Origin of the sequence: Sphingomonas sp., assembly GCF_025362505.1 — a bacterium.
Classification (GTDB): domain Bacteria; phylum Pseudomonadota; class Alphaproteobacteria; order Sphingomonadales; family Sphingomonadaceae; genus Sphingomicrobium.
Genome location: NZ_JANYGG010000067.1, coordinates 58579 through 73752 on the forward strand (window position 1 = coordinate 58579; position 15174 = coordinate 73752).

13 protein-coding genes are annotated in these 15174 nt (G+C 65.5%); 2 read left to right on the plus strand and 11 right to left on the minus strand.

All coding sequences use genetic code 11. The features are described from left to right. Positions 1-3: 3 nt before the first annotated feature. From Q0R27_RS06485 to Q0R27_RS06510, 6 genes are all read right to left on the minus strand, one after another. Entirely contained in the window at positions 4-1716 is a 1713-nt protein-coding gene (locus Q0R27_RS06485; protein ID WP_293942509.1) for a penicillin-binding protein 2, read from the minus strand. Beyond that, a complete protein-coding gene (locus Q0R27_RS06490) occupies positions 1716-2399 on the minus strand; it encodes a hypothetical protein (protein ID WP_293942511.1) in 684 nt (227 codons plus the stop codon). The genes Q0R27_RS06485 and Q0R27_RS06490 overlap by 1 nt, the downstream gene beginning before the upstream one ends. Further along, positions 2396-3454: a 16S rRNA (cytosine(1402)-N(4))-methyltransferase RsmH gene (gene rsmH, locus Q0R27_RS06495; protein WP_293942513.1), complete on the minus strand. Its 1059-nt coding sequence runs from the start codon at positions 3452-3454 to the stop codon at positions 2396-2398. Before rsmH ends, Q0R27_RS06490 begins: the two co-directional genes overlap by 4 nt. Further along, positions 3451-3942 carry a division/cell wall cluster transcriptional repressor MraZ gene (locus Q0R27_RS06500; RefSeq protein WP_293942515.1) on the minus strand — a complete coding sequence of 164 codons (492 nt, stop codon included), beginning with the start codon at positions 3940-3942 and terminating at the stop codon, positions 3451-3453. The genes rsmH and Q0R27_RS06500 overlap by 4 nt, the downstream gene beginning before the upstream one ends. Before the next feature lie 403 nt (positions 3943-4345). Further along, positions 4346-5083, minus strand: a complete 738-nt coding sequence (locus Q0R27_RS06505) for a hypothetical protein (RefSeq protein WP_293942517.1) — start codon at positions 5081-5083, stop codon at positions 4346-4348. Next, positions 5080-5307, minus strand: a complete 228-nt coding sequence (locus Q0R27_RS06510; protein ID WP_293942518.1) for a hypothetical protein — start codon at positions 5305-5307, stop codon at positions 5080-5082. The genes Q0R27_RS06505 and Q0R27_RS06510 overlap by 4 nt, the downstream gene beginning before the upstream one ends. Positions 5308-5411: 104 nt before the next feature. Between Q0R27_RS06510 and Q0R27_RS06515 the strand changes: the two genes are divergently transcribed. Then, complete coding sequence (locus Q0R27_RS06515; RefSeq protein WP_293942520.1) at positions 5412-5786, plus strand: hypothetical protein; 375 nt, start codon at positions 5412-5414, stop codon at positions 5784-5786. 55 nt (positions 5787-5841) lie between these two features. On the opposite strand, the gene ligD is transcribed toward Q0R27_RS06515, so the two are convergent. The 5 genes from ligD to Q0R27_RS06540 form a co-directional block, all read right to left on the minus strand. Further along, positions 5842-8328 carry a DNA ligase D gene (ligD, locus tag Q0R27_RS06520; RefSeq protein WP_293942522.1) on the minus strand — a complete coding sequence of 829 codons (2487 nt, stop codon included), beginning with the start codon at positions 8326-8328 and terminating at the stop codon, positions 5842-5844. Between the two features lie 4 nt (positions 8329-8332). Then, positions 8333-9235, minus strand: coding sequence for a Ku protein (locus Q0R27_RS06525; protein WP_293942524.1), 903 nt, complete (start codon positions 9233-9235; stop codon positions 8333-8335). 105 nt (positions 9236-9340) lie between these two features. Next, positions 9341-11710, minus strand: a complete 2370-nt coding sequence (locus tag Q0R27_RS06530; RefSeq protein ID WP_293942526.1) for an EAL domain-containing protein — start codon at positions 11708-11710, stop codon at positions 9341-9343. Then, the gene (locus tag Q0R27_RS06535) at positions 11710-12339 is read right to left on the minus strand and encodes a methylamine utilization protein (RefSeq protein ID WP_293942528.1); all 630 of its coding nucleotides are present in this window, start codon (positions 12337-12339) and stop codon (positions 11710-11712) included. Before Q0R27_RS06535 ends, Q0R27_RS06530 begins: the two co-directional genes overlap by 1 nt. A gap of 42 nt (positions 12340-12381) precedes the next feature. Next, entirely contained in the window at positions 12382-13659 is a 1278-nt protein-coding gene (locus Q0R27_RS06540; RefSeq protein WP_293942530.1) for a hypothetical protein, read from the minus strand. 498 nt (positions 13660-14157) lie between these two features. Between Q0R27_RS06540 and Q0R27_RS06545 the strand changes: the two genes are divergently transcribed. Then, the gene (locus tag Q0R27_RS06545; protein ID WP_293942532.1) at positions 14158-14601 is read left to right on the plus strand and encodes a hypothetical protein; all 444 of its coding nucleotides are present in this window, start codon (positions 14158-14160) and stop codon (positions 14599-14601) included. Positions 14602-15174 lie beyond the last annotated feature (573 nt).

Consider the following 15174-nt stretch of genomic DNA (forward strand, 5'->3'; position numbering starts at 1 on the left):
CGCTCAAGGCGCCTTGGCTTCGTGGACGAACGGCATCACCTCGGCCATGTTGGCATCGCGGTTCATGTCCGGCCGCACGCCAAGCATCGGCGCGATGCGACTAACGGCGCGCGAATAGGCCGGGCCGATGTTCCAGGCTGCGGTATGAAAACCAAATGTCTCCTTGGTCGGCTTGGGATCGTCGAGCATCATCACCATAGCGTAACGCGGCTCATCCATTGGAAATACGCCGGCGAAACTGGTGACGACCGCTGCGCTGGAATAACCGCCGCCTGAAACTTTCTCGGCAGTACCGGTCTTGCCGCCCACCCGGTATCCCGGAGCGTCGGCACGCCTGCCGGTTCCCTTTGTCACGACGAGGCGGAGAAGGGCGCGCGACTTGTAGCTCGTCGCCTCGGTGAACACGCGGTGGCCGGGACCGACGGGGTGAAATTTGTCGACTTTAAGGATGGTCGCGGGATGATAAACGCCGCCGTTGAACAAGGTGGCGTAGCCCGTAGCGAGATGCAGCGGCGTCACTGCAATGCCGTGGCCGAAACCGACCGTCATTGTCGCGACTTCGCCCCAATTATTGCCTGGAGTAAGCGTGCGACCGCGTTCTCTCAGTTCAATGGCGACGGGGGCCATGAATCCCATATTCTGAAGAAACGCCCGTTGGCGCGTGGCACCGACTTGCAGCGCGATCTGCGCAGTACCGATATTCGAGCTTTCCTTCATGATCTCGGCGACCGAGCAGGCACGGCCATACGGGTGCGTATCGTGAACCGTGACTTTGCCGTAATGGAATTCTTTCGGACAATTATACATTTGCCCGAATGATTTCACGATGCCCAAGTCCATCGCCATGCCGACAGTAAAGGGCTTAAAGGTCGACCCCAGTTCATAGACGCCGAGCGTCGCCCGATTGAAGCGCGCCTCGGGCGAGCCTCGCCCGGCAATGTTGGGGTTCAACGAGGGCAGCGACGTCATCGCGAGCACTTCGCCGGTGTGGATATCCATCACCACGCCCGCCGCGCCGATGGCCGAAAATTCCGTCATCGCTGTATTGAGCTCATGCTCGAGTGCTTGCTGCACCTTGCTCGAAATCGACAGGGTGATGGGGGTGCCGCGTGTCGCCGGATTGGACAGCTGCTTGTCGAATGCGCGTTCCGCCCCTGCCGCGCCATGCCCGTCAATATCGGTGAAGCCGAGCACGTGCGCGGCAAGGCTGGTCTGCGGGTAGAGCCGGTCGGGGGTGCGCTCGAGCGCGAGGCCCGGCTCGCCGAGCGCGTTGACCGCCTCGACCAGCTGCGGCGAGGCGCGGCGCTGGAGGTAGAAGAATGGCCTGCCCGAACGGAGCATGGCGAAATAGCTCGCCTCGTCCTTGTCGGGCATCAGCCGGGCGAGGTTACGGGCGAGCGCGAGCTTGTCGCCGATCACCTTGGGCGGCTGAAGCGCGATGCTCCACACGTCGATCGAGCTGGCGAGCGGCCGGCCGTCGCGATCAACGATGTCGCCGCGCGGCGGGATCAGCGCGCCCGGCCCGCCACGCCGCCCGGCATGGTCGCCGAACGCGGCGAGGTACAGCAGGCGCAGCGCGATGATCGCGATGATCCCGGCATAGACGATCAGCCCGAACATCAAGCGCTGGTGGACGATCGCGAGAATCTGCCGCCGCTGTCCGACCAGTCGGAGCCGCTCGGGCCTGGCGACGAGAGCGGGCGTCGGGGCGTTCATCAGTGCGTGGCTTTGTCCCTGGAGGCGCCGGACTTCGCCGGCTCATGGTGAGGCGACTGCTTGGCGTCAGCTTTGGTGCCGGGCAAGGCCTGCTGCTTGGCAACCGTCGCGATTATGACCGGCTTGGTCGTTGCCGAAACAGTTACCGCAGGTTTACGGGAAAGTTTCTCCGTCGCAAGCTTGGCGGCGGGCGTGTCGATCGTGGTCACGCGATAGCTTGCGACATGCATCAGGCTGGCAGGACCTCCGATCTGCGGCGCGGCGCGCTGCGGTGGCTGATCGGCCGCTTGCGTCGCGACGACATCGGCGTCGTCTTCCACGATCGGCGCGGCGGGCTTCGGCTTGGGTGCCGACGCCAGCACCACCGGCGTGGTCATGTCGACCTCGTCGTTCGGCCGCGCGAGCCGCGCGAGCTGGTAGCCGCCGTCGACGAACTGCTCGGCCTTGGGCGCCGACAGCGCCAAGACCTTGACGTTCCACCGCTCGAGCTGCTCGAGCCGACCGCGCGTGCCGATCTCGGTCTGCAGCGTCCGAATGTCGCGCTGCGCAAGCACGATCCTGGTTTCGACCTCCTCGAGCCCGGCGCGCTCGGCGGCGACCCTCAGCGAGACGAGGTAGCAACTCAGCGCCGCGAAGGCGACGGTGGCAACCGACATGACGGGGCGGAAGGAGCGGACGCTCATGCGCGGCCTCCTGAGGTTTTACGCGGGAACTTGGGCGAAACAGCTGACCGGGGCGAAGTGGGCGATCTAGACGAAACGGGCGACCGTAGCGAAACCGGGGGCGGCTGGTCCCACGCGGGCGCCGCGGTGCGGACTGCGCTTCGCAGCCGCGCCGAGCGCGCGCGCGGGTTTCGGGCCAGCTCGGCGTCCGAGGCGGACAGCGGCTTGGCGACTTCGTTGAAGCTGGGCGCGGGACCGGCGGCGGCCAGCGGGCGATGCCGCGATCCGGCCGGCAGGTCGCCGCTGCGCTCCTTCATGAAGCGCTTGACGATGCGGTCCTCGAGACTGTGGAAGGTGACCACCGCCAGCCGTCCGCCCGGCCGCAGCGCGCGCTCGGCGGCGCGCAGCCCGGCCTCGAGCTCGTCGAGCTCGGCGTTCAGGTGGATGCGGATCGCCTGGAAGGTGCGCGTTGCCGGGTCGGACTTCATCCCCGGGTGATGGCGCAGCGCCTTGCGCACCACGGCGGCAAGCTCGGCGGTCCGCGTGAGCGGGCGAGCGGCGACGATCGCGCGGGCCACCGAGCGGGCGCGCGGCTCCTCGCCATATTCCTTGATGACCCGCGCGATCTCGGCCTCGTCGGCCTCGTTGAGGAATTCGGCGGCGGTCAGCCCGGCCTGGCTCATCCGCATGTCGAGCGGGCCGTCCTGGCCGAAGGCGAAGCCGCGCTCGGCCTGGTCGAGCTGCATCGAGCTGACCCCGATGTCGAGCACGATCCCGTCGACCGGCAACAGGCCACGCTCCTCGAGCAGCCGGTCCATCTGGCTGAATCGTTCCTCGATCAGGGTCAGGTGGGCGTCCGGGACGAGGTTCGGCCCGTTCGCGATCGCATCCGGATCGCGATCGAAACCGATCACTCGCCCCGCCCCCGCTCCGAGCAAGGCGCGTGTATAACCCCCCGCTCCGAACGTGCCATCGACCAGTGTTTCGCCCGGGACGAGGCGAAGCGCGGCGACGACTTCATCGACCAGTACCGGCACGTGGCCCGGAGGGATGGCCTGGGGCGCATTGGGACTCATGCGCTCAGGCCCCGTTCCTCGAGCCGGAAGCGGGCGATGTCTTTCATGTCCTCGGGGATGCGCGCATCGCCCAGGAACAGCTTTGGATTCCAGATCTGGAACGTCTCGCCGGCGCCGAGAAACAGCGCAAGCTCGCCGATCTGCCCTTTTCGCCGCATCATGGGCGGCAGGACGATCCGGCCCGACGTGTCGTAGGGGGTTTCCTCGGTGGCGGCGAACGCCATCAGGTTGCGCCGCTGATACTCCAGCTCGGCGTCAGGATTGGTTTCTTCCTTTTCGAGCAGCCGTTCGAGCTTGGCATGGCGCAGCGCGGCATAGGCCGGGTCATAAGCCGACAGCGCGTCGAACTGGTCATGCTTGGCGAGGACGATGGTGCGCGAGTCGCCGCGCCGCTCGATCACCGCGCGCAGGAAGGCGGGCACGGACACACGCCCCTTGGCGTCGACCGCGTTCAGCGCACTGCCTTGGAACAGATGCTCCAGCGCCACTGCCGACTCCCCTTGTGCGCCCATGGCGCACGGACCACTCCCAAGATGCGCTTGACGCGCACCGCGAATTCAGTGCGCAAAGCCCCCCGTTCGCAAAGGCGGGTGCCTTCGCGACCGTCGTGAATTCGAGATGGGTTGCCCCGCGCTACAGTCGCTGTTGGTAACCTAGGTTGGGCGGGGATTCAATGGGTTTTCATGCCATTACTGGGGATTTCATGCCTAATTGCGGATTTAGGCGCCTTTTCAGTAACTTCGCGTGCCAAGTAAAGGGCAGTGTTCTCCTATCGTTCGCGGTGGATGAGCCTGTGGATAAGCCTGTTGGTTCGGCGCCCGCACGGTGGGCCGTGCGAAAGTATCGATCAAGTAAAGAGACTCGGGGGCAGAGTCGTTCGGAGACGAGCGGTCAGCGCTCGAGGCGGTCCAGTTCGGCGACCACTGCGTCCAGATTCTGTTGCTCGCTGTCGCCACTGAGCTCGGGACTGAGCAGATCGGCGTCGGCGATGATTGTCGCCTTGCCCCGTCCGATGGCACATCGCGCGACCAACCCGGCGGCGGCGATCTCGCATGATCTGCTGGCGAGCAGGCCCGGCGACGACAGGATAAGCGCGCGGCCATCGAGCCTGGCCTTGGCCGCGCCGCGCTCGGCCGGGGCTTCGAGGGTCACCCCCCAATGGCCGAGCAGCCCGGTATCGGCGAACCCCGGCGGCGGGCGAAGCGGATCGCCGAACGGGCGCGCGCTCGGCCAGTCGAGCGCAGGATCGGCGAGCAGCAGCACCCGTCCGCCCTGCCGCACCCAGTCGTCGAGATCGACCAGCGCTGCGGCGGTCTGCGCGCGGGGATGGGCCATCAGCAGCAGGCGAAAGCTGGCGAGGCTTGGGCCATCGGCCAGCGCGATCGGCTTAACATTATAGCGTTGCTCCAGCCGCGTCAGCGCCGGCGATCCTCCACCGCCAAGCGTGAAATTCTCACCAAAGACCAACGGCAGGCTGGTGAGCAGGAGCAGCGCTGGTCGCGCCGCCAACGGACGAGCGGGGAGCGCAGCGGGAGCGGTGCGGATGAGACCGGCCAACGCAATCGCGGCCGCCGTCAGCGCGGCCAGCGACAGGCTCGCAACCAGCCAGCGCCGGCGACCTATCCTCAACGCGCCGCGCTGTTGCGGGCGATTTTGTTGCCGCTATCGGCAGAGGGACCGGGAGCGACCCCGAGATCGGACAACGGGTCGCTTGGCTCGTCGATATTGTGTGCGGTGCCGGCCGAATTGGGAATGACCGCGCCCTCTCGGCTCGAGCGACTGACGACCGCGCCCAGGAGAACCAGCAGGAACACGAACGCAAGGCCCGTCAGCCCGATGCGAATGCGCTGCACGCTCTCCCTTCCCCTCGTTCGCCCTGCAACCAGCCTATGCTTCGCGGGTCTCAATTGCAAACCCGCCTTGACGGCGGCCCTCCTACGAGCAAGAGATGCCGACCATGAACCGAATCCTCATCATCGCCGCCCTCGCCGCCACTGCGCTCACCGCGTGCGGCAAGGAAAACCACACCATCGTCGCCGGATCGAAGGACGATAATGCTGTGATCAACGCCGCCGCCGTCGTCATGCCACCGGCGATCGAGTCGAGCAAATCCTACCGCTGCAAGGACAATGGCGTCGTCTACATCGACTGGCTCAACGACAAGAAGACCGCCGACCTGCGCTCGAAGAAGGATGGCGAGGCGACCCGCGTCGTCTCCGCCGAAGCCGGCAAGGCGATGACCGCCGCCGGTTACTCGCTGACCGGAACCAAGGATTCGGCGACGATCACGGTCGAGCGTCCGGGCAAGGGCTCGCAAAGCTGCAAGGCGTAACTTCACGAACATCGCGCATGTGAGGGCGGCGAACCTTGGTTCGCCGCCCTTTTCGTTAGAGGTCGGGGAGGGATTGCTTCGCGCGGCCCCAACCGGCGAGGAGGGGCGAGGCGGCGCGGTCGAGCAGTTCGTCGACGTCGCGGATGGTGAAGCGGTTGGCGCCTTTCGTACTCGCAACTTCACTCCAGTCGATCGGAGCCGCTACTGGAGCCCTTTCGCGGGCGCGGACTGAATAAGGTAACACCGCGGTCGCGCCGCGCTGGTTGCGCAGCCAGTCGATGAAGATTCGCCCGGTGCGCTGGTGCTTGCGGATGTTGGCGGTGAATTCGTCGGGGAATTTCTCGGCGATCGCGCGGCTGAACCGTTCGGCGAAGGACTTGACCGCGGGCCAGTCGGCGCTCTGGTCGAGCGGCGCGACGACGTGGATGCCCTTGCCACCCGACAACAAGGGAAAGGTCTCGAGCCCCAAGTCGCCGAGCAGCGCGCGCAACCGCTCGGCTCCCGCGCGGACCGCGCCGAAGTCGAGCCCCTCGTCGGGGTCGAGGTCGAACACCATGCGGTCGGGTTTCTCCAAAGGATCGATCCGGCTGCCCCAGCCGTGGAACTCGATCGTCCCCATCTGAACGCAGCCGAGGAGGCCCTCGACGCGGTCGACGAAGAGATAGTCCTCGGTCGACCCGTCCTTTTCCGAAATCGGAACATGGTGGACGAATTCCCCCATCGACCCGCTATCGTGCTTCTGAAAAAAGCAGTGCTTCGATCGCCCCTGCGGGCAGCGGATGAGGGTGAGTAGGCGGTTGGCGGCGTCGACCATGATCGGCGCGGCAATCGCGGCATAATAGTCGGCGAGTTGACCCTTGGTAATTTCATCGCCGGGGAAAATGACGCGATCGGGGTTGGTGATCCGCGCCCCGAGGCTGGCGAAGGTCGCGCGGCTGGCCAAGCTCGCCTTGCCTGCCTTCGCCGGAAGTTTCTCCGCCACTTCGCGCACCACCTGGCCGGCGCGCTTGTCCTCGCGCAGCGCGATGAAGCTGGGGTGGCGAAGCGTGCCCTCGCGCGTGAATTCGGTAAAGGCGATCTCGGCGACGAGGCTCGGCGTGATCCAGTGCGACCCGCGCATCACCGCGCGCGGCACCTTGGCCGGCGGCTCCTCGACCTTGAGCGGCGCCATCGTCGCGCGCAGACTTTCGATCAGCTTGGCGTCGAACCCGGTCCCGACCTTACCGGCATAGGTCAGCGTCGTCCCGTCACGAACCGCCAGATGGAGCGAGCGGAAGCCGCGCCGTTTGTCGCTCTCCTGCCAGCCAATGATGACGAACTCCTGGCGGTTGGTGCACTTGACCTTGAGCCAGCTCTTCGCGCGCGACGAGCGGTAGGGCGCGCTCGCCTTCTTGGCGATGATCCCCTCCCCGCGTTCCTTGCAGATCGCTTCGAACAGCGCCTCGCCCTTGGCGAGGATGTGGTCGCCGTACAGGATCGGCCCACCGACCCCTTTCAACAGTGCCGCGAGCCGTTGCTTGCGCTCGAGATTGCCGAGCTTGCTGATGTCCTCACCCTGGTCGACGATGAGGTCGAAGGCGTAGAAGGCGAGGTCGGCCTTGCCGCCCTCGAGGCTCGCCTGGAGCAACTGGAAATCGGGTTTGCCATTGGCCCCTAGCACGACCGCCTCGCCATCGATCAGGCAACCGCCGGGAAGGTCGGCGGCGGCCTTGACGATCCCGCGAAACTTGTCGGACCAGTCGTTGCCACCCCGGGTCCACGCCGTCGCAGCCCCGCCGCCGGTCGCCAGCAGCAGCCGGTAGCCGTCGTATTTATACTCGAAAATCCAGTCCGACCCGGTCGGCACCGCGTCGACCAGCGTGGCGAGTTGCGGCGAGCGGAACGCAGGCGGCGTGATTCCCGGCTTGCGTTTCGTGCGCCCGCCAGCGTTGCCGCGCTGGTTGCTCTCCCACACATCCGCCCCCGCCGCGATCTCGGCCATCGTCCGACCGGTCGTGACGCTGCTCAGCGCCTGCTCGACCAGCGCTTCGCCGGCACTGCTGGCGAACTCGTCGGTGACCTTCTTGAGCATCCAGTTCTCGCCGCGCTCGCCAGGCTTGGCCTTGAGGCGAAACATCACCCATTCGCCCTTCATCCGCTCGCCGATGAGGGTGAAGTGGAGATGTCCCTCCTCGATTGTCTTGCGTGGGTCCTTGTCGGGATGCGGGATCCACCGGCCGCGGTCCCACAGCATCACCGTGCCCCCGCCATATTCGTCCTTGGGGATCGTCCCCTCGAATGTCCCGTAGTCGAGCGGATGGTCCTCGGTCCGCACCGCAAGGCGATTGTCGTGCGGGTCAACGCTCGGCCCGCGCGGCACCGCCCAACTCTTGAGCACGCCGTCCATCTCGAGCCGGAAGTCCCAGTGGAGCCGGCTCGCGTCATGCTTCTGGACGACGAAGCTGTCGCCGCTGCCTTTAAGCTTGCGGCCCCTGGGCTCGGCAGTCTTCGCGAAGTCGCGCTTCGCGTTGTAGGTCGCGATGTTGAGCTTGCGCGGGGGCATCGGGTCAGGCCCGCCTGCGCGCCGGTGCGGGCTTGACCGGCGCCGTCTTTACCGATGCTTTTTTCGCCGGTGCCGCCCTGGCTTTCGCCACGGGCTTCTTCGCCGGGACCTCTTCGTCCGCCCCGCCGAGGCTCTTCTTCAGCGCCGCCATCAGGTCGATCACGTTCGACCCCTTCGCCGAGCCGCCGTCGTCGGGATCCTGAATCACCAGTTCGCCCTTCTTGCGGCGTTTCTCCTCGATCAGGCCGCGCAACGCATCGACGTAGCGGTTGTGGAATTCCGACGCGTCGAACGTCCCCGCCTTCTTCGCAATCAAGGTGCCGGCCAGTTCGAGCAGGTCGGGATCGGGCTCGGCATCGCCGATCTCGCGGAAATAGGAGGAGGCCTTGTTGACCTCGTCCAAGTAGCGCAGCGTCTCGAGCACCATGCCCTTGCCGCACGGTTTGAGGCTGACGACATATTCCTGCCCGCGCATCGCAAGTTGCCCGACCCCGATCTTTTTCGCCGCGCGCAATGCGTCGCGCAGCACGATGAACGCCTCTTCCGCCAGATCGTCGGCGGGCACCACGAAATAGGGCTTGTCGTAATAGATCGCGTCGATGTCGGCGAGATCGACGAACTGGGTTAGCTCCAATGTCCTGCGGCTCTCGAGCTTGACGCTCTCGATCTCCTCGGGCTCGAGCAGGACATATTCGCCCTTCGCGACCTCGAACCCCTTGATGATCTCGTCGGTGTCGACCGGGCCGATGCCGGGCACGACCTTCTCATATTTGACGCGCTTGCCCGACGGCTCGTGGATCTGGTGGAAGGCGATCGACGCGCCGCTTTTGGTCGCCGGGTAAATCTCGACCGGAATCGCGACCAGTGCCAGCCTGATCTGTCCCCGCCATGCCGGACGCGCTGCCATCGGATGATCGCTCCTTGGTTGTGGAGCCGGTTCAATCGGCTCCTTGGTTCTGGAGCCGATTCAATCGTTCAGCGGAGGAGTCGTTCCGGATTGGCGGGGGCCGGCTCAGGCGGTCCGTGCGGATCGCTCGATCGTCGCGCCGAAGCTGCCAGGCTCGCTGAACAGCGCCGCGACCTCGCCGGCGGCGATCGGCTTGCTCAGCAGGAATCCCTGCACCGACGAGCAGCCGTGCGCGTAGAGTTCGGCCAGCTGGGCGGTTTCCTCGACGCCCTCCGCCGTCGTCTCCATCCCGAGCGCGCGGGCGAGGTCGGTGATCGCGCGGACGACCGCGCTTGCGCCGGGCCGGGTCAGCAGCGCCTGGATGAAGCTGCGGTCGATCTTCAATTTATCGAACGGGAAGCTCTGCAGGTAGCTGAGGCTCGAATAGCCGGTGCCGAAATCGTCGAGCGCGATGCGGATGCCGAGCGACCGCAGCGAGTGGAGCAATTTCAACGTCGCTTCGCTGCCCTCGAGGAAGATCGATTCGGTAATCTCGACCTCGAGCCGGTGCGGCGCGAGCCCGCTCGCGGCGAGTGCGCCGAGGATCGTCTCGCTGAGTCCGCTGCGGTGGAACTGGACCGACGAGACGTTGACCGCGACCCGGACATGGTCGGGCCAGCTCGCCGCCTGGTGGCACGCCTCGCGCATCACCCACGCGCCGATCGGCACGATCATCCCGGTGTCCTCGGCGACCGGGATGAAATCGAGCGGCGAGACCAGCCCGCGCGTCGGGTGATTCCAGCGGATCAGCGCCTCGAACGAGCCGATGAGGCCCTTCTCGAGGTCGAACAACGGCTGGAAGTGAAGCTCGAACTCGCCGCGCACGATCGCCAGGCGAAGGTCGCTTTCGACCTGCCGCCGCTCCTGCGCGCGGGCATTGAGGCTTTCCTCGAAGAAGCTGTAGGTGCCGCGCCCGTCGGCCTTGGCGCGATACAAGGCGAGGTCGGCGTTGCGCAGCAGCGTCGCGGCATCGATGCCGTCGTCGGGCGAGAAGGAAATGCCGATGCTGGTCGACGGGGTGATCTGCTGACCCTCGAGCTCGATCGGGCGGGCGACGGCCTTGATCAGTTCCTGCGCGAGGCGATCGACCGAGAGGCGCCCGGCGACGAGCGGCTGGACGACGACGAATTCGTCCCCGCCAAGCCGCGCGACGAAACAGTCGCGCGCCGTTTCGCGCAGCCGCGCCGCCAGCGCGACGAGCAACTGATCGCCGACGCCATGCCCCATCGTGTCGTTGACCGTCTTGAAATGGTCGAGGTCGAGGCACAGCAGCGCGAGCAAATCGCCCGAACCCGAGCGTTCGAGCAGCAGGTCGACGTGGCGGTGGAACATCGACCGGTTGGCAAGCCCGGTCAGCACGTCGTTGAACGCGAGGTGGGTGATGCGCTGCTCGCGTTCCTCGATCTCGCGTGCCATGCGGTTGAAGCCGCTCGCCAGCCGCGCCAGCTCGTCGCGGCCTTCGACCGCAAGCTGGCGATAATCGCCCTCGGCGAGCCGCTCCGCCGCCTCGTCGAGCCGCTCGAGCGGTTCGGTAATCCGCCGCGCGGTCCGCCACGTCGCGACGATCACCACGATCAGCCCGAGCAGCGCGATCAGGCCCATCGCCCATTGCACCGGGCGATAGGCGGCGAGCGCCTCGGCGCGCGAATAGCTCAGCAGCAGCGCGGCGCGGTCGCCGGCGACCATCGCCGGCAGCGACTTGGCGAAACCGATCGAAGCCGTGCCGCCGATCGACGCGTTGAACGCTTCATGCTTGTCGAGGCTGTCCGCGACCGGGGCGGCGACGTCACCGGCGAGCAGCGAGCCATCCGCCGCGTCTCGCCATCGTCCGGGCCCGGCGCTGACAATCACCCCGGCATGAAGCGGGATCGCCGACAATTTCTCGAGTCCGCGCAATTCGCGCGCGTCGATGTCCGAAGCGAACACGATCCAGCCGGTCAGGGTCGGCGCCATGATCGGTGCGGCCGCGACCTGCCTGGTCCTGCCGCCGATCGCCGCGACGCCCGACATCTGGCCGCTGTCGAGCGCGTCCCACAGGCGGGCGATGTCACGGCGCAGGGCCGGCTGCTCGATACCGATGACCCGGCCGTCGGCGCTGATCACGACAGCGAGATTGGCGTTGAGCCTTCCCTTCAGATTGGCGAGCGCCGAGGCCGCCGTCGCCGAATCGCCCGTCGCCGAGGCTTCGCGGAAGCCGAAATCGCGCGCGAGCAACTGCGCCGCGTCCTGCATCTGGCGCGTGCGCTGCTGCCACAGACGGTCGTAGACCGCGCCGCTCGCGACCAGCTGGCGCGCCACCTGGACCCGCGCGATCTCCTGGACCGAGATGCTGAACAGCGCCGACACTGCGAACAGCACGCCGGCGAACAACCCGGCGTAGAGCACCGCCAGCCGCGTGCTGAGCGACCGGAACTGGAGCTCCGGCAGAAGGGCCATCAATAGCCGCCCATGTCGTGCATCGGCGGAGCTCGCAGCTTGACGGCGAAGCTTTCGCTGTGGGCGGCGGCGGAGAGCGCGACTTGGCGACTGACGGTCGCGTCGGGCGCCCGCAGGAACGGATGCCACAGCTTGATCGTCACCGGCCCGGCCGGGGCGTCGCGGAAGGTAACGCTGCCGTCCTTGCCAGTTCGCGCGGTCCACGCCGTGTCGGTAACGAACAGGAAAGCACTCATCTGGTCATGGATGTTGCAGCCGATCGCGATCGTCCCGGGCTTGTCGAGCGTGATGCTGCGCGACTGGTCGCGGGCAAACAGCTTGAATTCGAACCTTTTGGGCGCCGAGAAGCTGTAGACGTGATGCCGCGTCGCATCGAAATTGGGGAAGGTGACGGTGCCCCCGACCGGCACGATCGTCACGAACGGGTGAAACTGGAGGTTGCGCTGCTCGACCGCCTGACTGGCGACCGCGCGCGGCGCGACGGGGGGGCGCCCGACCGGCCTCAGCGTAACGACCGCATCGGACACCGGTCGGCCGTTGCCGTCGACGACGCGCACATACAGCGTCGAGGCGGCGAGCGGTGTCGCCCACAGCCAGGTCGCTACAACCGCGGAAAGAAGACGCTGCATAATGCCACCATAATGGCGGCACGGTAAACGTAGCGTTTAAGCCTACCAGCGAATGCGCAGCGATCCCTGGAGCTGGTTCTGCACCTGGCGCGCGGCGAGGCCGACGCGTTCGCGGCCGGCGCGGCGGCTGTCGATATGGATATATTCAACCAGCGCCGAGAGGTCGGGCCCCAGCGACCGCTTGCCCGCGGCGGTTACCGCCCAGCCATGCTCGTCGTCGGCGCTCGTGACTTCGCAGCCATGATTGCGGGTCGCGAAGGCCTCGCCCCGGGCGGACAGCGACGCCTTGTCCCCGAACCGCTGGGTGATCAGCGCGAAGGCCGAGCGGAACCGCATGTCCACCAGTCGCCTCCCCTCCTCGACGAACCCCATCACCGTGTGTCCGCGCATCGCCTGCGCGCGCAGTTCGGTCGCTGGGCCGAGCGTGGCGGTTACCCCGACATTGTCGAACCGCGTCCGCCAGCCCCATTCGAGATATTGGTCGACCGCCTCGGGGTCGCCGCCATTGTCATAGTGGATGACCTCGACCTTGATCGGGGCGCGAAGCTGCCACGCGGCGCGCGCATACCAGCCCGGCCGTTTGAGGAACCCGCCATCCATCTCCTTGAGCGGGTGGGTGAACGGCGGCTGGTAGGGCTCGATTCCGCTCGCCAGCGGAGGCAGCGAAACCTTGCGCCACGCCAGCGCCTTGAGGTCGTGCAGCGCCCATCCGCGAAAGGCGAGCAGCGCGCCGGCGGTATCGTTGGCGTCGACCAGAGCGGCGGTCAGCCCGAGCTTGCCGCCTCCGACGGCGACGCTCGCGGTCGCTTCGGCGCCGACGAACTTCACTTCCTCGCCGATCCAGCTGTTGATCGCCGATGGCGTTATGGTGTCGCGCAACCCCCATTCGGGGCCGCCATGTTCGAGGCTGACCGGCGGCCACATCAGTCCGGCGCGGGCGCTGAACTTGATCGGGCCGTTCGTCAGCGGCTTGAAGCCAAGGTAAGCCTCGGACAGCCCGGCCTCGACCCGGTCGCGTTGCTGGACCGTGCCGACGATGGTGGCCGACAGCGCCCAGCCAAGCTTGGGCTGCCACACGATATCGGCCGACCCAAGGCTCGCGCGAAGCCGGCCGTTCGAGCTTGCGCCGTCCTCGCGCCCGCCGAAGCGCAGTTTCCCGAACGCGCCATCGACCCACGATCGCTCCCCGTCCACCGCCACCGCGCGAACGTCGCCAGTCAGCAGGAACGTGTCGGCGGAGAAGAGGTTGACCCCGGAATCGGCACGTGCGGACGAACTCGCGACAAGCGCCACCGCGCCGGCCACGCGCAAGACCGCCAACGGCGATATCCTCCACATCATTCGACCGTCATGCGCCCACGCCAGTTAAGAGCGCGTTTATCACGGTCGGTCGGTCGGGTTGGAGCCGGATGGTGCGGCCCCCGTTGACCGGGGCAATTTGCCATGCCAATCGTTTTCGAGCTGTAAAAGCAGGTCGCCGATCGACGTTCATCGACCAGCCAACTGCTTGATCCGCGGGTGTAGCTCAATGGTAGAGCAGAAGCCTTCCAAGCTACGAATCTCCGCAGATTTGCGCGGCTTTCACTGTAAACTGGCGCCGAAAAAAGCCCATACACATCAAAGCGTTCAGCGATTGCTGTAAACTTCTAAGCCTCTCCGTGTTGCGTCTTCTCGGATTTCCGCTCTCCGACACATTGCGGACATTACGGCCCGATCGATCGGAACTTCAACAAATCACTTTTTCAGGCAATAGTGTTTTTTTCCGTTGCGATTTGCACAATGGGGTTGTAAGGGTCGAGTCTCATTTGGAGATCACCCATGCCTGACATCAGCGTTCCAATATCGACTTCCACTTTCATCGGATTAGTGGATTTTCTCCGAGAGAAAAATAGCTCTCGCGACCCCATAGAAGTCATTGGATCGGCACTCGATTACTGGATGGACAACGCTGATTGGAAGGATGAAATATTGTCACCGCCGCCGCTGGTGGGAGCGGCAACAGGATACAGTTGGAAGTCCCTTTTTCTACCTTCCGGGACCACGCTGAGGATTAGATACGACGGAACGTATTTTTATGCACGGGTCGAAGGCGACACGCTGATGTATCAGCAAAACCCGGTGAAAAGTCCGAATCAATTTGCGTTGAAGGTAACAGGGGGCGCTCGTGATGCTTGGCGCGACGTCTGGGTAAAGCGGCCCAGTGACAAAGACTATGTGGTTGCTAACTTCCTACGGGCCAACAAACCGGAGACGGGGCAATGACCAGTCTCGCCCTTACCAATCACGCGGGGGTGCGGATGGCCCAGCGAGGCCTTCTCCCGAGCGATATTGATTTAATCATGGCCATTGGTTCTGAGGTCGAGGACGGAGTCTTCTTGCGGAGAAAAGATGTCCAAGTCTTTGAGCGGGCAGTTCGGTGCCTGTTAGGACGGGTAAAGAAACTCGAGGGGAAGCGTTTGGTGGTGACAAATGGATATCTTGTGACCGCATTTCATGCGTCTCCACGAGAGCAACACCGTCTGATGCGCCCGCGCAAGTGGGGGCGTCCGCAATCCACCCAAACCAAACCTTAGACGTGGATGGGCGACCGTCAATTTAGACCGGGTGATTGCCTGTATCCGGGTCAGACCTCCGAGCTATTTGTAGGACTTCCCATTGACAGTGCTTCGGACCTTCGCGGAGCGCTCCCAGGGAAACGCGAGCCATTATCATCCTTGGCGCTGACCCACGGGTCGTTACATAGGTCGCAACGAGCGTTGCCTTCCGCGCACTTGATCTGCCTGACTCCTGTCAGGCATGGCCGTTGTGCAGTAGTTTCAATATTCGTTAGTTTTC